This is a genomic window from Nocardia arthritidis (assembly GCF_011801145.1).
GTDB lineage: Bacteria > Actinomycetota > Actinomycetes > Mycobacteriales > Mycobacteriaceae > Nocardia > Nocardia arthritidis_A.
The window spans coordinates 7,915,802-7,941,807 of record NZ_CP046172.1 but is presented as its reverse complement, the minus strand read 5'-3'; the positions used below and the strand labels follow the sequence as shown (position 1 = coordinate 7,941,807).

19 protein-coding genes are annotated in these 26,006 nt (G+C 66.5%); 10 read left to right on the top strand and 9 right to left on the bottom strand.

Features of this window, described 5'->3' with window-relative positions; translation table 11 throughout:
• Positions 1-498 precede the first annotated feature (498 nt).
• Positions 499-1,575, bottom strand: a complete 1,077-nt coding sequence (gene mraY, locus F5544_RS35790) for a phospho-N-acetylmuramoyl-pentapeptide-transferase (protein ID WP_167479698.1) — start codon at positions 1,573-1,575, stop codon at positions 499-501.
• A gap of 448 nt (positions 1,576-2,023) precedes the next feature.
• On the opposite strand from mraY, the gene F5544_RS35785 reads away from it, so the two are divergent.
• The 5 genes from F5544_RS35785 to F5544_RS35765 all read left to right on the top strand — a co-directional run bounded on the left by F5544_RS35785 (position 2,024) and on the right by F5544_RS35765 (position 12,082).
• On the top strand, positions 2,024-2,338 hold the full coding sequence (locus tag F5544_RS35785) for a hypothetical protein (protein ID WP_167477262.1): 315 nt from the start codon (positions 2,024-2,026) through the stop codon (positions 2,336-2,338).
• 71 nt (positions 2,339-2,409) lie between these two features.
• Entirely contained in the window at positions 2,410-7,110 is a 4,701-nt protein-coding gene (locus tag F5544_RS35780) for a hypothetical protein (RefSeq protein WP_167477261.1), read from the top strand.
• A gap of 101 nt (positions 7,111-7,211) precedes the next feature.
• A complete protein-coding gene (locus tag F5544_RS35775; RefSeq protein WP_167477260.1) occupies positions 7,212-7,766 on the top strand; it encodes a hypothetical protein in 555 nt (184 codons plus the stop codon).
• A gap of 29 nt (positions 7,767-7,795) precedes the next feature.
• A complete protein-coding gene (locus F5544_RS35770) occupies positions 7,796-8,083 on the top strand; it encodes a hypothetical protein (RefSeq protein ID WP_167477259.1) in 288 nt (95 codons plus the stop codon).
• A gap of 189 nt (positions 8,084-8,272) precedes the next feature.
• Positions 8,273-12,082, top strand: coding sequence for an NACHT and WD repeat domain-containing protein (locus F5544_RS35765; protein ID WP_167477258.1), 3,810 nt, complete (start codon positions 8,273-8,275; stop codon positions 12,080-12,082).
• A 24-nt stretch (positions 12,083-12,106) separates the two neighbouring features.
• Here the strand turns inward: F5544_RS35765 and gyrB are convergent, their stop codons facing one another.
• On the bottom strand, positions 12,107-14,074 hold the full coding sequence (gyrB, locus tag F5544_RS35760) for a DNA topoisomerase (ATP-hydrolyzing) subunit B (protein WP_428847195.1): 1,968 nt from the start codon (positions 14,072-14,074) through the stop codon (positions 12,107-12,109).
• A 336-nt stretch (positions 14,075-14,410) separates the two neighbouring features.
• Here gyrB and F5544_RS35755 point away from each other — a divergent pair, with 336 nt between their 5' ends.
• The gene (locus F5544_RS35755) at positions 14,411-16,093 is read left to right on the top strand and encodes an ABC-F family ATP-binding cassette domain-containing protein (protein ID WP_167477256.1); all 1,683 of its coding nucleotides are present in this window, start codon (positions 14,411-14,413) and stop codon (positions 16,091-16,093) included.
• A 176-nt stretch (positions 16,094-16,269) separates the two neighbouring features.
• A complete protein-coding gene (locus tag F5544_RS35750; protein ID WP_167477255.1) occupies positions 16,270-17,397 on the top strand; it encodes a serine hydrolase domain-containing protein in 1,128 nt (375 codons plus the stop codon).
• Positions 17,398-17,410: 13 nt separating this feature from the next.
• Here F5544_RS35750 and F5544_RS35745 read toward each other — a convergent pair whose 3' ends face one another.
• The gene (locus F5544_RS35745) at positions 17,411-18,277 is read right to left on the bottom strand and encodes an alpha/beta fold hydrolase (RefSeq protein ID WP_167477254.1); all 867 of its coding nucleotides are present in this window, start codon (positions 18,275-18,277) and stop codon (positions 17,411-17,413) included.
• 128 nt (positions 18,278-18,405) lie between these two features.
• The gene (locus F5544_RS35740) at positions 18,406-19,050 is read right to left on the bottom strand and encodes a TetR/AcrR family transcriptional regulator (protein ID WP_238846826.1); all 645 of its coding nucleotides are present in this window, start codon (positions 19,048-19,050) and stop codon (positions 18,406-18,408) included.
• Positions 19,051-19,102: 52 nt separating this feature from the next.
• On the opposite strand from F5544_RS35740, the gene F5544_RS35735 reads away from it, so the two are divergent.
• From F5544_RS35735 to F5544_RS35725, 3 genes are read left to right on the top strand one after another with little or no spacing between them, the layout of a single operon-like run.
• On the top strand, positions 19,103-20,116 hold the full coding sequence (locus F5544_RS35735; RefSeq protein WP_203217423.1) for an oxygenase MpaB family protein: 1,014 nt from the start codon (positions 19,103-19,105) through the stop codon (positions 20,114-20,116).
• A 2-nt stretch (positions 20,117-20,118) separates the two neighbouring features.
• Positions 20,119-21,465 (top strand): oxygenase MpaB family protein, encoded by a 1,347-nt coding sequence (locus tag F5544_RS35730; protein WP_167477253.1) that lies wholly within the window; start codon positions 20,119-20,121, stop codon positions 21,463-21,465.
• The gene (locus F5544_RS35725; RefSeq protein WP_238846825.1) at positions 21,450-21,725 is read left to right on the top strand and encodes a 2Fe-2S iron-sulfur cluster-binding protein; all 276 of its coding nucleotides are present in this window, start codon (positions 21,450-21,452) and stop codon (positions 21,723-21,725) included. Before F5544_RS35730 ends, F5544_RS35725 begins: the two co-directional genes overlap by 16 nt.
• Positions 21,726-21,735: 10 nt before the next feature.
• Here the strand turns inward: F5544_RS35725 and F5544_RS35720 are convergent, their stop codons facing one another.
• Genes F5544_RS35720 through F5544_RS35700 form a run of 5 tightly spaced genes read right to left on the bottom strand, consistent with a single transcriptional unit; the run spans position 21,736 to position 25,942 of the window.
• Positions 21,736-22,557 carry a hypothetical protein gene (locus F5544_RS35720; RefSeq protein ID WP_167477252.1) on the bottom strand — a complete coding sequence of 274 codons (822 nt, stop codon included), beginning with the start codon at positions 22,555-22,557 and terminating at the stop codon, positions 21,736-21,738.
• 32 nt (positions 22,558-22,589) lie between these two features.
• Positions 22,590-23,453 (bottom strand): oxygenase MpaB family protein, encoded by an 864-nt coding sequence (locus tag F5544_RS35715; protein WP_167477251.1) that lies wholly within the window; start codon positions 23,451-23,453, stop codon positions 22,590-22,592.
• Positions 23,454-23,490: 37 nt separating this feature from the next.
• On the bottom strand, positions 23,491-23,712 hold the full coding sequence (locus F5544_RS35710) for a ferredoxin (RefSeq protein ID WP_167477250.1): 222 nt from the start codon (positions 23,710-23,712) through the stop codon (positions 23,491-23,493).
• Positions 23,709-25,187, bottom strand: a complete 1,479-nt coding sequence (locus F5544_RS35705; RefSeq protein WP_167477249.1) for a cytochrome P450 — start codon at positions 25,185-25,187, stop codon at positions 23,709-23,711. Before F5544_RS35705 ends, F5544_RS35710 begins: the two co-directional genes overlap by 4 nt.
• Positions 25,184-25,942, bottom strand: coding sequence for a nuclear transport factor 2 family protein (locus F5544_RS35700; RefSeq protein ID WP_167477248.1), 759 nt, complete (start codon positions 25,940-25,942; stop codon positions 25,184-25,186). Before F5544_RS35700 ends, F5544_RS35705 begins: the two co-directional genes overlap by 4 nt.
• Positions 25,943-26,006 lie beyond the last annotated feature (64 nt).

Here is a 26,006-nt window from a genome sequence, read left to right as displayed (position 1 = left end):
CCTAATAGTCCCGTTCCGCCCGGTAGTCCCGGTCAACCCGGTAGTTCGCGGTAACCCCGGCAACCATCGCTGAACGGCCATCCGACCGCGCCCGGTGACCGAAGTACCGGTCGAAAACCCCATTCCGGACTCACTGCGGTCAGCGCGTCATCGTGGCGAATGAGGTTCCCATCCTCACGACGCATGCCACGGCACGCAGCATCGATCGACGGAGGCGCGCCTGCCGAGCGAATTACCGTGCTGGTGGGTGATCGGACGCACCTGCCAACCCGTGATGTGCGGGCGCAGCCGTGGCTGTGGAATTCGACAGTTGCGCGCGGCACGGACCTGACCCTGAACCTGGGCACGACCCTCACGGTAGCTGCTGCGCGCAAGTAACGAGATGCCTTGCGTCGCGTGAATGCTCGCATAGATTTGGGTGCGACGGAAGGCCATGTCGCCCAGCCAATCTGAACGATTGACCAACGCGCGCCCGCGGCAGATGAGTGCGTTTACCGATCAGCCGGTCACGGAGAGGTGCTCACCGTAGAACAGCATCAGTCCGGCGGCCGCGGACAGTCCGGCGAGGAGCCAGAACCGGATGGAGACGGTGGTCTCGGGCCAGCTGCTGAGTTCGAAGTGGTGGTGCATCGGCGCGATGCGAAACAACCGACGACCGGTTTTGCGGAACACCACGATCTGCAACAGCACCGAGAGGATCTCCGCGCAGAACAAGGCACCGATGACCACCATCAGCAGTTCGGTCCGGGTCGTGATCGACAGTCCGGCGAGCAGTCCGCCCAAGGCGAGAGATCCGGTGTCGCCCATGAAGATCTTCGCTGGTGCCGCGTTCCACCACAGGAAGCCCACGCAAGCCGCTGCTGTCGCTGCGCAGATCAGTGCCAGGTCCAGCGGATCGCGCACGGTGTAGCAGCCTGCGCCGGGGCGAGTGGTGCAGGCGTTGACGTACTGCCAGAACGTGATCAACACGTAGGCACCCAAGGTCAGTGCCATCGATCCTGCGGCGAGGCCGTCCAGTCCATCGGTGATATTCACGGCGTTCGACCAGGCGGCCACCAGGAAACAGACCCACAGTACGAACAGCACCGGGATCAACGACAACCAGCTCAGATCGCGAATGATCGAGATGTGGCGACTGGCCGGGGTCAGTCCGGTGCTGTCAGGAAATCGCAGTGCGAGGATGCCGAAAATGATTGCCGCACCGAACTGGCCGATGTACTTGCCCTTCGCGGTGAGCCCGAGGTTGCGTTGCTTGTACAGCTTGATGAAGTCGTCCAGGAAGCCGACCAGACCCATCGCCGTGGCCAAACCGAGCACCAGCAGCCCTGATGCCGTCACGCCCGGCGCGTCGTAGCGTACGCCGATCAGGTGTGACCCGAGGTAGCCGGACCACATCCCGGCGAGGATGGCGATACCGCCCATGGTGGGTGTGCCCCGTTTTGCGTGGTGGCTTGCGGGGCCTTCCGCGCGGATCTCCTGGCCCATTTTCGCTCGGTTGAACAAGCGAACCAGCAACGGTGTCAACGTGATCGACACCGTCAAGGCAATCGCTACCGCAAACAGGATCTGTCTCATCCGCCCCCGATCCGCTACCGAGCCGCGCGGCCCAGCACATGGCACAAACGCCATGAATGTTATCGAGGCGTAGGAGGCTGGTGCACGGTCGCTTAGAGTCGCATGCGCTGTAATCGGTGCCAGTAAGGGGCGCATATTCGAAACGCCGACTGTTCGCTCGCGGTCGGTGTTTTTTATGTGCCTTGCGGTGTCTTGGTCGACTGATCCCGATGGGGTGCGGGTCGGATCGAATTGTCGGAAAAGGGCTGGTGATCGGTCGTTCTCGTGAGCCGATCATTATCGCGATTCGGGCTCGAGGATCAAGGGGTCCGCTGTCAATTTTGCGTAGGAAGAATCCGCTGCGGATCCGCGCAGGATAAGTCGTCCTCGCAGGTCGGGGGCGTGCTCGGGAGCGGATTGTGACGGCGCTCATAGTTCAGCAAACCTTTAGCAACCCACGCTCTGTGGCATGTACATCGACACGAAGTTCGTCACGTTCTGTGCGGCGTGCGCCCTCGCGATTGCGGGGCCTGTGCTCGTCATAGGGCCGGCGTCCGCCGCTCCGGGGCCTGAGGTTCCGGAGGGATGCACGGTCGATTCCGCGGTGCCCAACCAGATCACCCTGACCTGTCAGCCGGGGTCCGGTGTGGGGCAACACGCCTTCATTCGCTGCCGCGATATCGGCGGGCTGGATCACAGCCGCATCGGGCTCACCATCGGCACTTCAGGTGGTTCGTCCCGGGCGGTGTGTGCGCCGGGAGAAAGCGGTCCCGTCCGGCCCTGAGGTCGTGGCGCGGTCGCCCGGTCGATTCGGCCGGGCATTGATGCACAATCCCTCGTTCGAAAGGTGATTCCATGTCTGGCAAGCACGCATTCAACCGGACGGCCAAGCAGGATGGCGGCCGGCATCGCAAGGAAGTCAAGCGCAATCGTCGTGGCCTGTACGCCGCGGCCGCGTTCGCGTCGATGACCGGCGTGATGGTGACCGGCGCCAGGGCCGCGGCCGACGCTCCGAACGTCCCGCCCGCCGTGGCGAACATAGGCGACCTGGGACTTCGGCCCACCTTGGGTATCGGCACGTCCGGTGCGGGAAATATCGTGCCCGACCTCGGCAAGATCGTTCCCAACTTCGCCGGTGCCGTTCCGGATATCGGGTCCGCCGTTCCGCAGATCGGCGCCGATCTAGGCGCCATGGCAAGCAACGCGCTCAACGCTTTCGGCGTTCCCGTCCCCGGCGCGACACCGGCGGGCACCGCTCCGGCGACCGATCGCCCGACCACTCCGATTCCCGCCTCCGCGCCCCCGGTTGCCGATCAGCTGCGAAACAACGCCGTTGGCGCGATGGACCCGCAGAGTCTGCTCGGACCCGTACCGTCGCCGGTGACGGAGCTGGCTCAGGTCGCCGCGCAGGTGCAGGGTTCCGGGCTGGACTTGAAACAGCTTGCCGACTGGTCCGACCAGACCTTCCCCTCCGGGCCGCTGCGTCAGCCTGTCCAGGACCTGCTGGGTTTTGTCGGCCAGGCGATCGAGCAGGCAGGCTACCGTCGCGACAGCGATGTCAACCCGATCGACAATCTGCTCGATCAGGCGCGCACGCTGTTCGGCTTCCCGCGCGACGCCGAGCCGGAGCAGGGATTGCGTCAGCTGCTGAGCCCGCTCTTCGGCGATACGGCCGGTGACGGAAATCCGTTGCAGCACTTGGCCGAAGGCCTGCGGCAGATCAGCAACCCCCAAGGTGGCGGGCTCGAGGGGCTCGCCTCGACGGTGCTCGGATATGTCGCGCCCTTCGCGGGCGGGCTGGCGCCGGTGCTCGGGTACATCGCGCCGATCCTGGGCATGGTCACTGATCCGGTGAGCGCACTGCGGCCGCTGCTGAACGACATCCGCGCCATGGTGACCCACACCGGTCTGCTCGACCGGCACAACGCCGCGCTGCCGCTGTTGGGCCTGCCCGCGCTCGGGCTGTTCGTCATCGTGCCGTTGCTGTTCGCCGGTGCGCTGGCGATCGGCGCCATCGGAATAGCCGCACTCATCGCCGCTCCGTTCGTGATCGGCGCGCTGGTGATCGGCGGCATTGTGCTGGCCGGGCTGGCGATCGTGGCACTGCCGGTGGTGTTCGTGATAGCAATCCTCGCGGTCCCGGTGCTCGTCGTGCTGGCGATTATCGCGATCCCGGTGTTGATCGTCGGAATTCCCTTGGCATTCATCGCATTCCAGGTCTTCGCGCCGGTCATCCTGGCGTTCGGTCTCGCCGGATTCGCGGTGACGGTGGTCGGCGGTATCGCCGCGTCCCTCGTCGTCACGGCGCTGGGGCTGGTCGGAACCGCGGCCCTGTTCATCGTCACCATGGCGCTCGGACTGGTGGCAGCCGCTGTCGCGCCGTTCTTCGGCCTGATCGCCGTGCCGCTCATCTTCACCATCGCCTTCGGCATCCTGGTGGCCGGCATGATCGCGACGGCCATAGCCGGATTCGGCACGCTGGCAGCGACTTTCGTGGTCTCCGCCCTGCTGTTCGGCGCGCTTGCACTGGCGTCACTGCTCACGCCGTGGGGTCTGATCGCCCTGCCCGTGCTGGCGGTGCTCGGCCTGGCCGCGCTGATCCTGTTCGCCGCGGCCGCGCTGGTCATCGGCGTCGCGGTCGGCGCCGTGTCGCTGGCGGGCCTGCTCAGCATCTCGGTCGTCGGGACCGCGGCCATCACCATCCTGATGGCCTGGTCGCTGGTGGCGACGGCGCTGCATCTGGCCGCCGCCTTCGTCTTCTGGTGGTTCGCGGCCGCCGCCGTGCTGCTGACCGCCGCCGCGGGCATCATCGCCACGGCGGTGGCCGTGGTGGCCGGGTTCGCCGCGACCATCTTCCTGACCTTCGCCATTCCGGTGTTCGGCCCACTGCTGTCGCCGCTGTTCTTCCTGGCGTTGGTCGTCGCCCCGGCCGCGCTGGGGCTGCTGTTCCTGTTCGGCGGCGTCGGTATTTCGGGTCTGGTGCTTGCCTTCTGCACCAGCTTCTTCCTGTTCGCGGCCGCGGACTGGGCGTTCGGTGCGTTGGCACTCGGCGTTCTGTTGGCGCTGGTGATGCCCTACACGCTGCCGTTCGCGTGGATTCCGCTGGTCGCGTTCGGCGCGGCTTCAGCGGCCGGGGTCATGGCACTGGCCGCCGCGAACTACGTGTTCACCGGTGGCGGCCTGATCGCGGTCACCGCCGCCGCGATCGTGACGGCGGTCGCGGCGGTCGCCGCCGTCTTCGTGGGCGGTCTGGCCGTCAACATCTTCAGCTGGGCCATGATGACGCTGACGATCTTCGCATTGATCGTCGTCAACCCGCCGCTCGCGCTGCTCGCCATCCCGCTGCTGGTCTTCGGTCAGCTGGTGACGACGCTCGGCGGCATCGGCATCACGGCCCTCGCCGGCCTCGCGCTGGCCGGGCTGGCCGCCGTGCTGACCGTGGCCAGCAGCATCCCGTTGGCGCTGAGCATCCTGATGATCGTCGGCACCTGGGTGTTCGGCTCGCTGCTGTTCCCGCCGCTCGCGATCGCCGCGATTCCGGTCGGTATCGCTGCGCTCGCCGTTGCGGCCATCCTGATCGGCGCCGAGGACATCGCCGGACTGGTCGCCCTGGCCGCGGTGGTCGGTGCCGGCGGCATCCTGGCCGCCGCCGTCGGCCTCGTGCTTTCGGTCGCGACGGTCGTGATGGGTATCCCGTATGCCGTCTGGGCCGGGGTGCTCAGCATCCCGTTCCTGATCTTCGGGCCGTTCGCGCCGGTCGTGTCCACCGCGATCTCGCCGATCATCGCGCTGACGATGCTCGCGATCTGGCTGCCGTTCATGGCCGCCGGATTGACCGGCGCGGCAATCTCGTTGGCGGTCGAGGCCTTCGGCTTCTTCGGCATCCCCGCGATCCTGGTGACCCTGGCCATCGGCCTGGATGTCGTCGGCAAGGGTCTGGCCGCGTTCCTGTGGCTGCTCAGCCTTCCGATGGACTTCGCCGCGCTGCCCGCGTTGGCGGGGGTCGCGCTGGCCGCCATGCTCGCCATCGCGATTCCGGCACTCGGCCTCGGTATCGGCATCGGTCTCGCGATCGCGGCCGTCGTCGGACTACCGCTGCTGGCTCTCGCGACGCTTGTCGGCCTCGGTATCGGCATCGCGGCCACGCTCGCTATCGGGCTGCCGCTGCTGGCCCTCGCCACCGTCGTCGGGATCGGTATCGGCTTGGCCGTCGCGGCGGCCATCGCGCTGCCGCTGCTGGCCCTTTCCACGATCGTCGCGGCGCTCATCGCCGGTGTGATCGGTGTCGGCGTCGGCCTCGCCGTCGCGGCGGCGGTCTCGATTCCGCTGCTCGGTGTCCTCGTGCCGTTGGCGCTGCTCGGCCTGCTGGCCCTGGCCATGCTGCCACTGATGCTGGCGCTGGCGGTACCGGTTCTCGCCCTGGCCGGAATCGGAGCACTCGCCCTGGCCGCCGCGCCATTCCTCGCCATCGGCCTGGCCGTGCTGGCGCTGGTCGTGGTGCCGCTGGCGGTGCTGGGGCTACTCACCCTGCTCGCCCTGCCGGTGCTCGCGGTGTTGGCATTGCCGGTGCTGGCCGCGGCCGCCCTCGGTGTCTTGGCCGCGCTGGCGGCACCGATCGTGCTGCCGCTCGCCCTGGTGGGTCTGGTGACCCTGGCCGTACTGCCGCTGATCCTGTTGGCCGGGGTTCCGGTCGCGGCATTGGCCGCCGCCGGCGCCCTGGCGATTCTGTCCGCGCCGGTAGTTGTCCCGCTGGCACTGCTGGGATTGCTGGGCCTAGGCCTGCTGCCCCCGCTGCTGCTGATCGGGCTGCCGCTGGCCCTGCTCGCGCTGCTGGCGATTGCGGCCGTGGCCCTGCCTGCGCTCGCGCTGGCCGGACTCGCGACGCTTGCGGTCGGTGTCGGCATCGGACTTGCGGTGGCTGCCGCCCTCGCTCTTCCGGTGCTCGCGGTCGCGGTGCCGCTGGCATTGCTCGGACTGGCTGCCATGGCCGCACTGGCCCTGGCTCTGCTGGCCCTGCCGGTACTGGCGCTGGGCGCACTGGCCGCCCTCGCGGCGACCGCGATTGCCGCGCTGGCCGTCGGAATCGGTATCGGCGTGCTGGGCACGCTGGCCGTCGGTCTGGGAGCCGCCGTCCTCGGCACGCTCGCGGTCGCGACGCTCGCGGCGGTGGCGATACCGCTGCTGGCCGTGCCTGCCGCGGCCGTCGCGGGGCTGGTGGCTCTGGCGACCGTGGCTCTGCTGGTTCTGCTGGCATTGCTGGATCCGGCGCTGCGGTCCTACATCATCTCGGCGATCCGTGCCCAGCAGGACCTGAGCGGCCCGGTCCAAGGTTCGGCCGGCGGTGGCACCGCGACCGGAAGTCAGTTCCTGGACGACATTCAGGACACCGCCAGCTGGGCCGAGATCATCGCTTCGCTGCAGAAGCGACGCTCCTCGTCCAAGTCGATGCAGGCGCCCGCATCCGCGCTCGACACCGTTCCGCTCGTCGGCCCGCGGGCCACCGACGGTCCGGTGCGCACCTCGCAAGCGGCGCGGCTCATCCCGGTGTCCGTCTGAAATGACCTCCCGTCGCCCCGGCCCGGGATGACCGCCGGGGCGACGGGGGACCCACGAAATATCTGCTCCACCAAGGGAATACAACCAAGAAGGAGTGCACGATGACCCCCGAAACCAACTCGACCGGCAACCCCTTCGGCGCCCCGGACCCGGCCCTGCACCTGGAATACCTGTACGGCCCGCAGTGGCGTGAGGTGGTGCAGATCGTCGAACGCGCGGCTCAGCTGACCGCGGAAGAGCGCGAAAGGCTCAATGCACAGTTCGAAAGCGTGATGAATTCGCAGATGGCCGGGCTGTCGCAGACCAGCGGCGCCGGCGGGTTCGCCGGCCTGCTCTCCGGCCTCGGCCGGTCCTTGACCGACCGATCCTCGACCGACCCCCAACCGGGACAGATCGCGACCGAGACCGCCCGCGAATTCGGTCGCGTTCGCAATCTCCAAACCGCGGGAACGGTTGCCGGGCAGGCGATTTCGCCGAACGCGGCAGGGGTGGGCGAAATCGCCGGACTGCTGAACTCGCTCGGCTCGATCGGCGTGATCACCGTGGTCGGCCAGGCCGTTACCGCGGCCGTACTCGGCGACCTGGTGGGCCGTGGCCGGTTCACCCAGGACGTCTACGACGCGATGATGCGGCCTTGGCGCAGCGTCATCTCCTGACCTTTGACGCGAAGTAGGGAGGTTCGATCATGCTCGAAACGAGGTTCGCCGCAAGCGGTGTGAGTACCGCCGATCCGCTGGGCGGATTGTTCGACGTCACTTCCGCGCCGGTCGGTTTCGGTTACTACGAGGAGAACGCCAGTGACGCCGCGACCATCGTCCGCTGCCATGAACCTCGGAACGGCCGGGGTCCGACCGGATGGTGGAACCGGCATCGCCGGCTTCGTGCCGGTGTCGGCATGGCTCTGGTGCTGAATCTAGGTTTCCTGCCAGCCGTGCAGGATGCCCTGCTCACCGCGATCTCACATATCGCCTAGGGCGGGGAATCGAGTGGCGGCGCGCATCCGCCAACGGTGCGCGCCGCCACCCGGACCGAATGATCGCCAGGCCTCGACACGATGACTGATACGATCGGCTCACCTCCGGCATGGTCCGCGCCGGGAGGTTCGCGACATCTGTGGCTCGTCCGCTCGATACAACATCCGCTGAAACGCAGGGTGGTGCCGATGAGTACGCGCACGACACCTGAACGGATCGCCGGCAGCGATGGCCGCAATGCCTTCGCCGCTCGTCTGGACACACTGTTCGCGGCGGCCGGCAACCCGCCGGTGAAAACCATTCTCCGCGCGGCGAACTCACGCCTTCGTCAAGGCACCAAACCCATTACCGCCCAGCGCATCAGCGACTGGCGACGCGGTCACCGCACACCCGCCACCTTCGAATCGGTTCTGCCGGTCCTGGAGGTGCTCATCGCGGAGGCTCGCCGCCGGACCGCCGGTAATCCGCCCGCCGATACTTCCCTGTTCGATCCGGCGCGCTGGAAGGCGGAGTGGCGGTCGGCGCGGGCCGAGCCGATCGTCATCGATACCAACCGCGAACCCTATCGTGCGCCGGCATCGTACCGGCCCGAGGACGCCGATCTGTTCTTCGGCAGGGACACCGCGAATCGCCAACTGCGTCAATTGATTTCCGACGTCGAGGCGAGCGGCTCGATGGCGCTCGTGCTCTTGCTAGGTCCACAGGGCGTCGGCAAGACGTCGTTGCTGGCCGCCGGTCTGCAGGCCGCGCCGGGATCCCGGGTGCCGATCGTCATGACACCCGGTCCGGACCCGGTGGCCGCGTTGCGGTCGGCGCTGGCCGGGGCGTCGGGCGGTCGCCGCCTGCTGATCGTGGAACAGGGGGAGGAGCTGTTCACCCGATGCACGAATGAGGCTCTGCGCCAACAGTTCCTGGGTGAAGTCGCCATGCTCGCCGCGCCGGGCGCGGATCCGCCGACCACCGTTGTCCTGGCCGTCGACACCGCTTATCTTCCGCAACTGCCGCAGTACCCGCTGCTGATGACGACATTGCGGCACCGGTCGATGATGCTCGACCCGATGTCGGAGCACGAACTGCGGGAGGCGATAGTCCGGCCTGCCGCGATCGTCGGTCTGCGGGTGGAAGACAGCCTCGTCGAAGTGCTGCTGAAGGATGTGGGGAGACTCGCCCCGCAACATCCGGCCCGGCTGTCGATGCTGTTCTCCGTACTGGCGCTGATCTGGGAGAACCGACGTGGGCGGACACTGACGCTGGCCACCTACCGCGACCTCGGCGGGGTGGCCGGCATCATGGCGCGCCGCGCCGAACGCTGGTGGTCCCGGCTGAGCGATGGCGAACGCGAGGCCGGTCGGCGCGTGCTGATGGCGTTGACGATCATCGGGCCGACGTCGGCGCAGCGCAACCGGTTGCCGCGGAAGGTGCTGATCGCCGAGGCCGAGGACCCCGACGGCGCGAAATCGGTCATCGACCGGCTGCTCGAGGTTCGAATCCTGGTGCAGTACAACGACGACCTCGAACTGGTCGACGACCTGGCGCTCACCATCTGGCCCCGGATGGCCGAATGGATAACCGAGGAAAGGGAATTCGCACCCGCCCGCCAGCGCATCGAGGCAGATGCCCGGGAGTGGGCGAATCAGGGCAGACCCGCGGAACTGCTGTACGTCAGGACCCGGCTGGAGGACGCGGCCGAGCTGACGCGGCGTACGGATTCACTGAACAAGCTGGCTCGCGAGTTCGTGACCGCGGCGCTGTCGCAGACGGGAACGCATGCGCGACGGCGGAAGGCGCTGCTGGTCGCGGTCGCGGTGCTCGCCGTAATCGCATTGGTGGCCTCGGCGCTGATGATCGCGCAGGGGGCCGCGGTCTCCCAGCAGCGCAAGGACGCATGGCTGGGGGAGGTCATCGCGCAATCGCAACGGATGGACGTCAGCAGCCCCGGAATCGCGGCGCAGCTGGCGTTGGCTGCCTACCGGATGAATCCGCGCAACGCCAGCGCCCGCATTCGTTTGCTGACGGCGCAAGCGCTTCCGTTGGAGACCACCTCGATATCGGCACATGGTGCACCGATCCAGGCACTGGCGGTGGGCTCTGCTGGGAAACTGGCGGCCAGCGCTGGCGATGATGGTCGAATTCGATTGTGGGACATAGCGAGTGGGCGCACCGTCCACCCGGTGGGATCCGGACTCGACGGTCACCGAGGGCGAGTCGAATCGGTCGCATTCGCACCTGATGACGCCCAGTTGGTCAGCGCGGGAGAGGACGGCGCGATCCGGCTCTGGGATATCCATCACCCGGATGCCGTCCGCGCACTCGGCACGGTCGACAACGGAACGCCCGTCAACGCTGTCGTCTTCCTGCCGGGCGGTCACGTCGTGGCCGCGGCCGGCGCCGACGGCGCGCTGTGCTTGCTGAATATCGAGGTGCCGCAATCGATTCAGCGTGTTGGATGCCCAATTCCCGCGCATCCCGGGGCGATTCGGTCGTTGGCGACGGCTCCGGATGCCGCCGTTCTGGCCGACGCCGGGGACGACGGCGCCGTGCGACTGTGGTCGGTCGACGACGCCGAGCACCCGGCGCCCATCGGCACACCGCTGGATGGTCAAGGCGCCGTGCAGGTCGTCGAGTTCGGACCCGGCGGCATACTTGCCACCGGGACCGCCGATGGGGCGATTCGAATCTGGGATGTGCGCGATCCGAACGAGCCGCGCTTGATCGACACCGAACACGATCGCCGGGTACCGATTTCGGGGCTGTCGTTCACCCACGGTGGCCAACTTCTCTCCGCAGCCGATATCGACGGCAATATCGAGCTCTGGAACACGCAGCGTCGCGACCGGGTGACCCCGGTCGGCTGGGAGATCCACGGCAACGCCGGATCGACGCGGTTGATCCATTTCGTCGGCGACATCCAGGGGATCACGGCCGGATCGGACGGGCGGATCCGACTGTGGAGTCCACCGATGATCTTCGTTCCGATCCTGCTGGACGGTTCGCTCGCCACGGTCGGCTTCGACCGTGACAACCGGATTCTGGCCACGGGAATGCGGGATGGACAGGTCACGATCTGGGACGTGTCCGCTCCACAGCTCAGCCATGTGTCGAGCGCGTTCTCCGCGGGACCGCCCAGCGAGGCCGGGGTGCGGGTGGCGCTACGCCCGGACGGCCGGCTGCTGGCGACGACGACCGGTCCCGATGTGCGGCTGTGGGATCTGGCCGATCCCGCCGGACCCACGCCGCTGGGTTCACTACCCGGTGCGGGGATCGGCGCTCCGATCGCGTTCGCGCCGGACGGCAGCCGCCTGGTCACGGGGATGGGTGACCGCGCATTGCAGATCTGGGATGTGTCGGTCCCCTCGAGTCCGCATGCACTGGGACCGCCATTGACCGCGCCGGCCCGCGATATCGGCGTTGCCGCATTCGATCCGAAGAATTCGGTGGTGGTCGCGGCCGGCAGCGATGCGCGAATCCACCTGTGGGACTTGTCCGATGGGAACAGACCGTCGGAGGTCTCCCTGGACGCGCACGGATCCACTGTGCGGGCGCTGACTTTCGCCCCCGACGGCCGACAGCTGTTCAGCGCCGACACCGCCGGAGTGATCCGATCGTGGGACGTGACGAACCACGCGCGCCCGCGCGAATTGGATTCCGTGCACGCACACACAAGTGCGGTGCAGACACTGGCGATAGACCCGTCGGGTCATCGGCTGGCCTCCGGTGGTGACGACCAGACCGCCCGATTGTGGGATATCTCCGACCCCACCGACATCAGGCAGGCGGACGTCCCGATCTACCTTCCTGTCGCGGCGTCGGTGCACCTACGTTTCGATCCGCGTGACCCGTCGCGCATCCTCACCGTCACCGACCTCGCCTCGGTACTGGGATACACCGATCCGGATGACGTGGCGACGCACCTGTGCGCCTCGGCCGAGACCCACATCGACGAACAAACCTGGCACGACCTGTTCCCCTCCATACCGTATGTCCGTCCCTGCCCTTGACCCCGATCATGCGGCGATCTGGGATCAAAGGTCGAGGAAGCGAACGTCTTTGGCGTTGCGGGTGATGAAACCGCGGCGTGCTTCGACGTCCTCGCCCATGAGGATGGAGAACAGTTCGTCCGCGGCGGCCGCGTCGTCGAGGGTGACGCGGCGCAGTAGGCGGGTGCTCGGGTCCATGGTGGTCTCCCACAGCTCCTTGGCGTTCATCTCGCCGAGACCCTTGTAGCGCTGCACGCCATCGTCCTTGTTTATCTTCTTGCCGGCCGCCGTCCCGGTGGCGAGCAGGGTGTCGCGCTCGCGGTCCGAATAGGCGTATTCCGGTTCCGCGCGTTGCCATTTCAGCTTATAGAGGGGCGGCTGCGCCAGGTAGACGTGCCCTTGCTCGATGAGGGGCCGCATGAACCGGAACAGCAGGGTCAGCAGCAGGGTGGTGATGTGCTGGCCGTCCACGTCGGCGTCGGCCATCAGCACGATCTTGTGGTAGCGCAGTTTGCTGATATCGAATTCGTCGTGGATGCCGGTGCCGAACGCGGTGATGATCGATTGAACCTCGTTGTTTTTCAACACTTTATCGATGCGGGACCGTTCGACGTTGATGATTTTGCCGCGCAGCGGCAGGATCGCCTGATACATCGAATCGCGCCCGGATTTGGCCGAACCACCGGCGGAATCGCCCTCGACGATGTAGATCTCGGACCTGTGCGGGTCCTTGGACCGGCAGTCGGCCAGTTTGCCCGGTAGTCCGCCGAGATCACCGGCCGACTTGCGCCGCACCAGTTCTCGCGCCTTACGCGCGGCGGTGCGCGCCTGCGCCGACGAAACCGCTTTGTTGATAATAGTTTTCGCGTCGGCCGGATTGGCTTCGAACCAGTCCGTCAGATGTTCGTTGCACATCCGCTGCACGAACGATTTGACCTCGGTATTGCCGAGTTTGGTCTTGGTCTGGCCCTCGAACTGCGGCGCACCGACTTTCACGCTCACGATGGCGGCCAAACCCTCCCGGATATCGTCGCCGGTGAGGTTGCCGTCCCTGTCCTTCAGCAGCTTCTTATCTCTGGCGTACTTGTTGACGACCGTGGTCAACGCCGCCCGGAAGCCCTCTTCATGGGTGCCGCCCTCGTGGGTGTTGATGACGTTGGCGAAGGTGTGCACCGACTCGGAATAGCCGGAGTTCCACTGCATCGCGACGTCCAGCTCGTAACCGATGTCCTTGCCGGAGAAGGCGATTACCGAGTTGTGGATCGGCTGCTTGGTGCGGTTGATGTGGCGCACGAAATCCGCGAGACCGCCCGGGTAGTGATAGGTCAGTTCGGTTGGGATCTCGTCGTTTTCGGCGATCCGTTCGTCGGTGAGGGTGATGGTCAGGCCCGAGTTGAGGAAGGCCGTCGCCTGTAGTCGCCGCGCCACCGTCTCGAAATCGAAGGTCGTGGTCTCGAAGATCTCCGCATCCGGCCAGAAGCGCGTCGTATTGCCGGTGCGGTCGGTCCGCGCGCCGCGCACCAGTTCGCCCGGCCGGGCCATCGTGTAGTGCTGGGTCCAGTGGTAGCCGTCGCGGTCGATCTCCAATTCGACTCGGCGGCACAGGGCATTCACCACGGACAGGCCGACGCCGTGCAGGCCGCCCGCGACCGCGTAGGCATTCGAGTCGAACTTGCCGCCCGCATGCAGCTCCATCATCACGACCTCGACGGTGGGGCGGCCCGTCTCATGCATCTCGACCGGGATCGCGCGCCCGTCGTCGGCCACCTCGACGCCACCGTCGGCCAGCAACCGCACGTCGATCCGCGTCGCGAATCCGGCTATCGCCTCGTCGACGGAGTTGTCGACGATCTCCCAGACCAGGTGGTGTAGTCCGAGCTCACCGACGGAGCCGATATACATCGCGGGTCTTTTGCGGACCGGATCGAGCCCCTCCAGGCGCGTGATGCTGGACGCGCCGTAGTTCCCATTGCCCGGGTTGGCATCTTTGGCAGCCACCGGCCGGTACCTCATCTCACTCATCGATCTCCCGGCGCCGGGCACAGCACAACCCCCCATGGTCCGACCTGACCTACTGCTCGAGGAATCACACGTCTAGGCGTGGACTGTGTATGACGGCGGTGGAGTATCACCAACTCGTTGTTTTCCATCGTACCGTCAAGCGGTCTCGATTGCCGATCTAACACGCCTAGCTGCCGCGAGGATGTTCTAGCTCCTAGCCTTTCAAGTCCCCCCATGCGAAATGGGGGTTGCGGGCGTCAGATTGGCGCTCAGCCGAGTTGGGTCTTTCGGCCCTGTCCCCGAAAATCGGTTGCCGCGACCGGTGCCCGTCAGGTTGCCTGGATACCTGTGGCGCACCTGGACATTGCCGATCTCGACTACTTCCTCCCGGACGGACGTCAGCTGCTCGACGGGGTGAGCTTCCGGATCGGCGACGGTGTCAAAGCCGCACTCATCGGCCCGAACGGCACCGGCAAGACCACGCTGCTCGGGATCATCGCCGGTGATCTCACCGCGGACGGCGGCGCGGTGACCCGGTCGGGGCCACTGGGGGTGATGCGGCAATTCATCGGCCAGATCAACGACGAATCGACGGTCTGTGATCTGCTGCTTTCGGTTGCGCCGCAGCCTGTTCGCGCGGCGGCGCACGCGCTCGACGCCAGCGAGAACGCACTGATCGAACGTGACGAGGAGCCGACGCAGCTGGCGTATTCGCAGGCACTGGCCGACTGGGTCGACGTCGGCGGATACGAGGTCGAGGCGTTCTGGGACGTCGTGACCACCGCCGCGCTCGGTATCGGCTTCGATCGGGCCAAGTGGCGGCCGGTGCGTTCGCTCAGCGGCGGCGAACAGAAACGATTGATCCTCGAGGCGCTGTTCGCCGGTCCCGATGAGGTGCTGCTGCTCGACGAGCCGGACAACTACCTGGATGTCCCGGGCAAGCAGTGGCTGGAACGGATGATCGCCGAATCGGCCAAGTCGGTGCTGTTCGTCAGCCACGACCGGGAACTGATCGCGAATACCGCCACCAGGATCGTCACGCTGGAGCCCGGAGTCAGTGGTGCGACGGCATGGATCCACGGCGGCGGCTTCGCGAGCTATCAGCAGGCGCGCGAAGAGCGCAACACACGATTGGCCGAATTGCGCAGGCGCTGGGACGAGGAACTCGCCAAGCTGCGGGCGCTGGTGCTGCGGTTGCGCGAGAAGGCGAAGTTCAACGACGGTATGGCCGCGCGCTATCACGCCGCGCAGACCAGGCTGGCCAAATTCGAGGCGGCCGGGCCACCGCAGGCGGTTCCGTTGCGGCAGAACGTATCCGTGCGGTTGCGCGGCGGGCGAACCGGTAAGCGCGCACTGGTGTGCACCGGGCTCGAGCTCACCGGATTGATGCGGCCGTTCGACGCCGAGATCTGGTACGGCGACCGCGTTGCGGTGTTGGGCGCCAACGGATCCGGTAAATCGCACTTCCTGCGGCTGCTCGCGGCGGGTGGTTCCGATCCGGAGATCGAACAGCGTCCGGTTCAAGATCTGGAGCTGATGCCGGTGCCGCACACCGGAAATGCGGTGCTGGGCGCGCGAGTGCGCCCAGGTTACTTCGCGCAGACGCATTTTCGGCCGGACCTGGTGGGCAATACGCTGCTCGAGATTCTGCACGCGGGCAACGAGCATCGCGACGGAATGGGGCGCGAGACCGCGAGCCGGGTGCTCGACCGGTACGGGCTGGCTCGCGCCGCCGAGCAGCGCTACGACGATCTCTCCGGCGGTCAGCAGGCCCGGTTGCAGATCCTGTTGCTCGAATTATCAGGCGTAACAATGCTTTTGCTCGACGAACCCACCGACAACCTGGACCTGCACTCCGCCGACGCGCTGGAGCAGGCCATCGCCGAGTTCGCGGGCACGGTCATCGCGGTCACCCATGACCGGTGGTTCGCGCGCGGATTCGATCGCTTCCTGGTCTTCGGATCCGATGGCGACGTCTACGAAACCGATACGCCGGTCTGGGATGAAGGTCGGGTGCGGCGAGCACGCTGAATTCGGAATGGCGGCTCGGTGCGAAGCGTCGACTTGCTGGATAACCTGGGATGCAACGGCTTCCGGATCGAGGAGCAGGGGGAGCCGATCTTGTCTGTCCGACCGGCGTATCGCATTCCACCCGAAGGGATTCAGGGAAGATGAGGGCAGTTCGGCGAAGTCTGTGTTTGCTGGTCGTGGCGATCGTGACGGCGGCGGGTGCGTTCTGCGGTGTCGATGCGATGGCCGCGCCGCTCGCCGATCGTGCCGCTTTGCGGCGGGCGATGGACGACCTCGTCGCCGCGGGTGCGGTGGGTGTGCAATTGCGGATACACGACGAATCCGGCGATTGGACGGGTAGTTCCGGTGTGGCCGAAATCGGTAGGCCGGAGCCGCCGTCGACCGACGGGCGGTTCCGGATCGGCAGCATCACCAAGATATTCGTATCCACCGTGGTGTTGCAGCTGGTCGGCGAGGGCAGGCTCTGTCTCGACGATCCGGTGCGCGACCACCTTCCCGAATACGGCATCGATCCGCGGATCACCGTGCGAATGCTGTTGCAGCACACCAGCGGACTGTTCGACTACACCGGCGAAACGAATCCCGACGGCACCGAGGAGGCCGGAATCCCGTTGCGGGGTGCGGAATTCGTCGACAACAAGCTGCGCGGGTACACCCTCGGCGAACTGGCCCGCTTCGCGCTGGCCAGACCGGCGCGGTTCGCGCCCGGCGCACAGTGGCGGTACTCGAACACCGACTACATTCTCGCCGGACTCCTCATCGAAAGGCTCACCGGCACACCGTACGCATGGCAGATCTACGGGAGAATCATTGTGCCGCTCGGGTTGTGGAGCACCTGGCTGCCGGGGGAGGATCCGCATATCCCGGATCCGCACGCCCACGGCTACTACCTCTATCAGCGCGACGGAAAAGACGAACTGGCCGATATCACCGAGCTGAACCCGTCGTGGGGCGGATCGGCGGGCGAAATCATCTCCACCACAGCCGATCTCGACCGTTTCATGACGGCGCTGCTCGGTGGCCGGTTGCTGGCGCCGAATCTGCTCGACATGATGCGCACGCCCGTTCCGGAGCCGAAGAAGTCGGCCGGGTACGGCCTCGGGCTCGGGGTGCTGCGAGTGCGGCCGAACTGCGAGGTCGTCGGGCACGACGGCGGAATCCACGGCTACCTCTCCGAATTGTTGAGCACCGCTGACGGCGGCCGCCGTCTCGCGATGTCGGTGACGATCCGGGAGGATCCCGATTCGGTATCGACGGCATTCACCGAGGCGTTGGCCTCGATCGGGACCAGCCTGTGCGAATGAGCGCCGACTGAGGTCATGGTCGATCAGCGTCGCCGATGCGGACCGATTCGAGGATCGCGGCGGTGTGGTCGATGAACAGTAGGTGTCCGGCATCGGAGACGATATCGATTCGACTGTTCGATAAGAGGGCTGCGAGTCGACGGCCATCGGATACGGGCACATTGTGGTCGGCGGCGCCGTGCCAGATACGGACCGGCACCGTGATGTCGGCGAGGCGGAAACCCCATGGGCGAGTGAACAATAACCGCAGGTCCATGGCGAAGCCGCGGCCGCCTTGGCGGAATGCCTCGCCGATGTTGGTCTCGAGTTCGGTGGCCAGCCGCGGATCGGCGGTTACCCGCGCACGATCTACCGGCGCCATCCGGGCGATGGTCGCGGCGACACCGCCGGGTTTGCGGATCTGTGCGGCCATTCGCGCGGCAACGGGTCGCGCCATGAACGGAAACCGCCGCAGCATCGCCAAACTGCCACGTCGCTGCCCAGGAATATCGTCGAGGGGCGCGATGGAGCTGACCACCACCGCCGCGGTGACGCGGTCGGCCAGATTGTGCGCGCAAGCAAGCGCATATGGGCCGCCGCCGGAGACCCCGACGACCGCGAACCGATCCAGCCCGAGCCGATCGGCCAGCGCGGCAACGACATCGGCCCACTGGACAACTCGTCGAAGGGGCACCGGCGGGGAACCCCCGATCCCTGGACGATCGATCGCGATAATGCGCAGTTTCGCCGCCGCGGCCGCCTCGTCGAAGGCGATCGCCTCGATATGCGAACCGGGTACGCCGTGGTTGTAAAGCACCGGATCGCCTGTCGGATCGCCGTATTCGGCAATGCATATCGCGCGGTCCGGCAGGCTGAGGGTTCGTGGAGCGACTGGGGCCACCCGAGCAGGGTACGGTGCGGTGTCGCCGGAATCCTCGCCGCCGGACCATCGGCGATTCGGCTCGATCGCTGCCGGTCCGGACGGGTGCCGCACCCGAATGCGAGGAAGCGCTCGCGTTTTGTTCGCGATTACCACGCGGTCTGGGTCGATGGCGGCGCGGTGAGGAAGAAATTGCTGATCAGCCTGGTGATATCGGTGAGAAATCGGTCGCGGGGGATGGGCGGCCGGTCCAGGACGTAGCGGATGGTGAGGTGTTCGACGGCGCGCACCAGTAGCCAGGCCGTCGCGTCGGCATCGATATCGTCGGGTAGGGATTGTTTGCGCATGCGCAAGGCGGCTCGGGCGATCTCACCGATCTGGTGTTCGAAGGCGTGCACGGTGTGGGCGGAGTCGAGCCGGGGCGTATGTTCGACGACCGCGCGCAGGAGCCGAGGGTGTTCGCTCAGCGCGTCGAGCAGGGCGGCGATCGCCGTGGGCCCAGCGATTTCGGGTGGTTGGGTGAGGCCTGCCATGACGCTGTCGCCGATGCGGGCGGTGAGCTCCGCGTGGTATCGGTCGATGACCGCGGCGATGATCGCATCCTTGTTCGGGAAGTACTGGTAGAGCGACCCCGGGCTGATGTCGGCGGCCGCGGCGATGCGATTGGTCGACGCTCCCTCGTATCCGTGGTCGATGAGGACGGCCTGACCGGCGTCGATGATCCGGCGCACCATCTCGCGGGAACGCTGCTGGCGCGGGATCTTGCGCGTGGCGGCGGGGCGTCGTGCGGCCATATCCCTCGAATGCGAATTGAAGGCGAGCTATTTACCTCGAGACAATATTGTCATGATGTTACATGCGGGCAGCGTGGCCCGCCAGCAGCCGACACCGCTCGGACCCGACTCGCTGACCTGGCAGATCTTCGGATCGCTGTACTTCGCGCCGACGGGCCTCTTCCTGGGGATGGTGCAGAATATGCACCCCGGGCTCGGCGCGGGAGTCGAATTCCATTCGCGCATTCAGGATGAGTTCTATCAGCGCGTCTTCCGCTCGGCGTATCCGATTCTCGGTGTGGTTTTCGACGGCTCACGCGCCAGGGAAACGGCACGGGAAATCGTCGACCACCACCGCGATATCAAGGGGATCGATGCCGAGGGCCGCCGCTATCACGCCCTCGACCCCGGCACCTTCTATTGGGCGCACGCGGTGTTCTTCATGGAAACCCTGCGCGCGGGCGACCTTTTCATGGGCGGGCTGACCGCGGCGCAGAAAGAGCAGCTGTGGCGTGAGCAGTATCAGTGGTACGAGATGTACGGCATGAGCATGCGGGTGGTGCCGCGGAGCTGGCCGGAATTCCAGCAGTACTGGAACGACATGTGCGAGAACATGTTGGAGCCGACCAAAGCGGCATGGGATGTCTGGCATCTCGCCGACAACGCGCCGGTACCGATCTTCCCCATACTGCGTCGCATGCCGAAACCGTTGTGGGAGTGGGTGGCTCGCCCGGCAGGCTCCGGATTCTACAAGTTCGTCACGATCGGACTGTGCGATCCCGCTATCCGGCGGACGATGGGATTCCGGTGGACCGATCGCGACCAGCGTCGTTTCGACCGGATCTGTCGCCTGTTCTCGGCGATGAACGCGATCACGCCCGACGAGGTGAAGTACTTCGCACCGCGCATCCGTGCCGGACGCCGACGCGCGGCCGGGAAGCGTCCCGCTACCCTGCCGCCGCCGGAAGCGCCGGAATTATATTGGCCCGCACCGGAATTCCGGCACGATCCGAAGCACTACTGCCCGGTGCACGCGGATTTCGGCGCCGACCCGGTGACGAGATTCCGGCAGGCGACGGGATTCTGACGATGCACTCCACCGAAACACCGGCCGCGGCCCATCCTTTCGACTACTACTACCGGCCCGGCATGGCACTGCGTCCACCGCCGCCGCGCGCGACAGCTTCCGAGCTCTGGTTCGCGCCGCGGCGAAAGATGTTGTCCCCCTGGATCGATGTGCGACCGACCCCGGCCGACACCCCGCGCACCCGCATGATGGCCGACCATCTCTGGCAGGGCGACGAGGCGATGGACGGCGTGGTCGCCGCGTTCCGCCGGATCGGTACCGCGCGCGGTCGGCGGATGTTCGATCGAGCCCTCGACCACGGTATCGATGCGATCGCCGACCCGCCGCCGGAACTGGTGACGCTGTTCGAACAGCTGGACAATCCACCGGATTGGTTCGATCCGGAGCTGTGGGAATACGGGCGCCGGCTATGGCTCAACGTGTCCACCGCGGGCAAGCTCGCGATGGGAGTGCAGGATTTCATGGGCACTTTCGTCGGCGCGGAGGTGGCCTCGGCGACCGGTGCCACCGGTCGGTTCGTCAACGACCCGTACCGGCGCAATCTCGAAACCTCGACCTGGTTCTGGAACGTCACCCGTCCCGGGTGCATGGACCGCTGGTCACCGGTGTTCAAGGACACCGTGCGGGTCCGGCTCATGCACGCGCAGGTCCGGTCCGGTCTCCGAAAGGCTTGGGGTGAAGAGCATTTCGCGCGGCACGGCAATCCGATCTCCAATGCCACCATGATGGGCGCCGCGGTCACCTTCGGCATCTCGCCGATGTGCTTCGACCATGTACACGGCCGCCGGTTCAGCACAGCCCAATTCGATGCCGCGATGCACTACTGGGCTTATATCGCATACGTTTTCGGTGTCGCCGAGGAGCTGATCCCGCACACCGCGCTGGCGGGCATGGAGATGTCCGACTACATGGTGGCCACCGCGGGGGTCGCGCCGGAATGGACCGGCACGATGGCCGGTGCGGCGACGAAACGCTTGCGCGGCAGTGGGATTCGTACCCGGCTCGCGGCCGGGGCGACCGCTCCGCTGCTGGGCATGCTGGCCTACTACAGCAGCGAGGATCTGGTACGAACCCTGATCTCCGACACACCGTTGCGGTCGGTACCGATCCAGCTCTGGGTGACGTTGGCCGCCGTGGCGTCCACCGCGAACGTGTGGTTGCGCGCGGTCGACGATCGGCTGCCCGGCGCCCGATGGCGGATGACGCGCAGAACCGACGGCGATGATCCGGCGTGGCGGCTCAACACCCGCATCACCAGGCTCCTCGCCGAACGCGCCGGGATTCGTGACACGCCATACGACCATCACGACGGCACTGCGGACGGTCCGGCACGGTGTCCGATCCGATGAACCTGGAACTGCGCCGAACAGGTGTCACGGTGCGGGTGCCACCGGAATCGACCGCCTTGGAAGCGTTGGAGGACCATGGTATCGCGGTGGACTCGATGTGCCGGACCGGAATCTGCGGAACCTGCGAAACCACCGTGCTCGGAGCGGAATTCGCCTCGGCCGCGATCCCCGCATCGATCCTGTCCGGCCCGGGGCGATGCACGGTGCGGCTGTGCATCGCCGAACCCGGGCCGCTCACCCGGCTGATCATCGATCTGTAGCGGTCAGCGTCTATCGAACCGTCGCAGTGGTTGGTTCGATCACCCGGCTCTGGGAAGTGTTGCGCCGCAGGCGTTGCAGGGTGGGCGAGTAGACGCAGGCGACGACGACCGCGGCATTCAGCACGGTGGACAGAATTCCGGCGGCCCAGCCGACGGTGGGGCCCGCGTGGTCGGCGATGGCGATATAGGCCGGGAAGGTCGCGACCAGCGCGAAGACCGGCAGGACGGCGGCGACCGCGAAGGGCACGAAAACCCAACGCCAGCCGCGGGTTCGCGGAATCAACCAGGCCAGCACCCAGGCGACGACGGCGAACATGCCGCCGTTCTGCGGCACGCAGTAGATCGGCTCCCGCAGGATCACCGCGTGATTGCCGTAGTAGACCATCCAATTGAATTGCCCGGCAACCACTTCGATCGGAATCTCGATGACGGTGACGAATGCGACCAGGCCCAGCAGATAGCGGGCGGGCAGGCCGTGCCGGACGATCTCGTAGGCGAGCACGGAGACCAGCGGTATGCCACCGGCGTAGAAGAGCACGACGAACCAGGGGATCGGCCGGTCGAACATGGTGGCAGCGACGTAGTGATTGCTCGGATACCAGACGGCGAGGAAGTGGTCGGCGATGGGTTCGACGAAGAACGGGTACAGCGTCCACCCGGCCACCGCGGAACAGAAATACAGCGGGCTCTTGGTCACCAGGGTGTGGCCGATGCCGAACAGCAGCGATATCACCACCAGCAGCGCCGAGGCCAGCACCGTGAACAGCGGATATTGGGTGACCGTATCGACCGGTGGCGCGAGGAAGTATTTGTCCAGAAGCTCGTGGATCATGATTTCTCGTTTCTCGACCGCGCAGGGGCGGGTCAGGCGGCGGAGGTGTGGGCGTGTACGCGTCGACGGGCCGCGTCGATCCCCAGCCGACCGTCGCGCCGGTAGGCGGCGCGGGCCCGGGGTGTAATCCGCAGCCGGTAAGGCAGCACCGGCCAGGTGTAGGCGACGGTCTTGCGGAAGGTATCGAAGGCGAGCTGATTGGCTTTCGTCCACGGGATGTCGAACATTTCGCGCACCACCGGCGGCAGGGCGCCCGCGCCGACCTGTAACCAGGCCAGGCCGGTCAGCGGCCCGGTCGAACGCCACAGCCATCGCGGCACCCAGGGTTGGGGCATCGATCCGGGTTCGCGGAAGAAGCGCACCAGCTCGGTGGCCGCGGGGGTTGGTTGGATCACGTTGTGCAGCATGTGATCCCAGTAGTCGCGGAAGTCGCCGTAGGTCGGCGGCACCACCCGCTCGCTCAGACCGTACATGCGCCACCACCGCACGCCCTCGCGATAGACCGCGGCCTTTTCCTCGGCGTTGTACGGCCGGGCGAAGTACAGGTCAGTGGCGCGGAAGGCCGCGTCGATGAAGGTGGCGTGCGCCCAGAAGTAGGTTTCCGGATCCAGGGCGTGATAGCGGCTGCCGTCGGGCATGGCGCCTTTGATGTCGCGATGGAATTCCCTTATCCGATGGGCGGTTTCGGTGGCGGCGCGACCGTCGAAGATGGTGCCCTGTATCTGTGGCACCGAGCGGAACAGCCGTTGCAGTGGTTCGCCGTAGAACGCCGAATGTTGTTCCACGCCGCGACCGAGGGCCGGGTACATCAATTGCAGCAGCCCTTCGACCGGCGCGACCAGGTAGCCGCGGCGATCGCCGTAACTTTCGTAGAATAGCGATCCGGGACCGAACATCGTTGTATCTCCTTGTGCCGCAAGGCAAGCGGTGGAATCAGCTGATCGTGATGGCGGCGGCCGGGCAGTCCCAGGCCGCCCGATCGACCAATTCGGTTCGGTCCTCGGGTATTTCGATCGGTCCGGCGGTCAGGTGGTCTCCGTCGCGGAGCGCGACGATGCCGTCGGCATCGGCGGCGAAGACCGTCGGCGCCGTGCGTATGCAGTACCCGGCCGACTGGCAGACGTTCTGATCGACCTCGACGTGGGCCGGGCTCATGCCGTTCTCCGGGAGATCCGGACGGGCAGGCCGCCGTCGAGGGTGATGGAGAAGGTGGAGGCGTGCTTGGGTTTCCAGCCCGCCGGGGTCTCGAGCCGGTACCGCTGGAAGATCAGCGCGAGCAGGAACTGCGCGTTCATATAGGCCATGCCCGAACCGATGCAGTGGTGCGGACCCGCGCCGAAGGGTATGAACGCGTTGTTCGGTCGCGCCGGATGCGACGGGTCGGTGAAGCGGGTGGGATCGTAGACGTCCGGGTCCTTCCACCACCGTTCGTCGCGGTGCAGGGTATAGACCGGTGTGCCGACCAAAGTGCCTGCCGGGATCTGGAATCCGCCGAGTTCGCTGTCGCGCATGGCCAGTCGTGGGTTCATCGGGTGGCCCTGTAGGCGTTGGCCCTCGTCGAAACACGCCTTGGCCCAGGTCAACCGCGAAAGATCGTCGAGAGTCGGTGCGGCCCCGCCTAATCCGTCGATCTCATCGTAAAGTCGCTGCGCCGGTTCGGGATTGATGCACAGCTGGGCCAGCGTGTGCGACAGGGAGGAGACGACGGTCTCGTACCCGCCGCCCATCAGCGCGATCAGTTCGACCCGCAGGTCACGGCGGCTGAGCCCGGTGCCGTCGTCGTAGCGGATGTCCAGCAGCAGCCCCAGCAGGTCGGTGTCATCGCTCGGATGGAGCACGCGCTCCGCGACGAGCCCATCGACGAGCCTCGTCAACCGAAACAGGGTGAGCGGCAGGCTGTTTGCGCCGATCGGCAGCGGATTGGGCGGCCCGGAGAGGAATACCGCGAAGGCCACCGTCCGCATGAGCAACCGGATGTCGTGATCCGCCTGGTCGATCCGCTTATCGTCGGGTCGGGTGCTGTACATGGCTCGCAGGAACGCGGGCAGCGTCACCTGCGCGATCTCGTGCTGTAGATCCACGATCTCACCGGTATCGGCATATCGATCCCAGCGTTCGATGCGGCGGGTGAACTCGTCGACGATGGTATCGGCGATGCGCGCCAAGTGTTTTCGGCCGAACATCGGGGTGAGCATGCGGCGGCGTTTGCGGAACCGCTCGCCCTCCATCATCGGCAGGGCGGATCCGACGGTCATGGCGATCGGCTTTTCGCCGGGGCCGATCATGCTGTAGCGACCCTCCCGATTGTTCATCACCTCGGTGACCAGATCCGGGTGATTGACCATGACCAGGTTCCACACCGGAAGCGGCACGTGGAACACGTCACCGTATTCGCGGGCCCATCCGCGCACGGATTCGAAAGGGTCCCTGCGGAATTCGGGTAACAGACCGATGACGGGCCGCCCCTTCGGTCCCGGTATCGCCGGGTCGATGGTCCGGCCGAACGTGCTCAGCCGACGGCGGCGACGCGGCACGGTAGCCGGTTGGGCCGAAATGCCGGGAAACGCATCGACTCGGCGAGTTGATTTCTCGGGATCGGCGGTGCTTTCGGGACGAGCGTGCGGGTTCATGCCGTCGCCTCCGCATCGGCGCCCTGCCATTGCTCGAGTCGAGTGATGCTCGGCAGCGGGAGGTCGAACCGGCGATGGCCGTCCGTCCCGCCGCGACCCGCGCCGCGCGCCAGGGGCACCACCGCCCGCGCCGCCAGCGAGGCGGCCTTCAGATACCCGAGGCGCGGTGTGCGAATTCCCAAGGGGGACAGTTGTAATCCCATGAACAGCAGGTCCCAGTCGGTATCGATATGGGTGATCCGGAAGTCGTCGGTCAGCAGGTATCGGTCGACGCCGATGAAGTTGAGGCAGCGACCGGTCGGCGGGAACACGATGTCGGTGCCGGGCAGCCGCAGCGGCCCGGTCCAGCGCGCGATGCCGCGCCAGGGGATCGCGACCCGCAACTGCCCGTGCGAGTAGTCGCCGTAGGGCAGCGAGCGCAGGCTGTCGTCCTGCGGATAGAACGCCATGTCCGGGAAGGCCCCGAAGCAGGCCGCGCAGTTGGCGAGGGTTTCCTCGCGGCCGATGCGGATGTTCTGGAAGGTGGAGCTGTCGATGAAATCGCAGTCCGGCGCCATACAGTCGCGGAGCCGGTCCAGGCTCTGGGCGGCCCAGGCGCCGAACCACGCCTGCCCGAACTCCAGCAGGCCCGCGAGCGGGTAGCCGTGATCGACGGCTTCCTTCTGCTGCTGTCCGACCTTGTCCCAGAATTCCGGCAATAGTGCCTGGTAGCGGGGGTGTTCGGGAGATGGGCCCAGATGATGGAGCGTCCGCATCGGTCGCCTTTCGTCGAGCCCCGGCGGCTCGGTCACCGGGACCGACACCGACGGGTGTAATGGT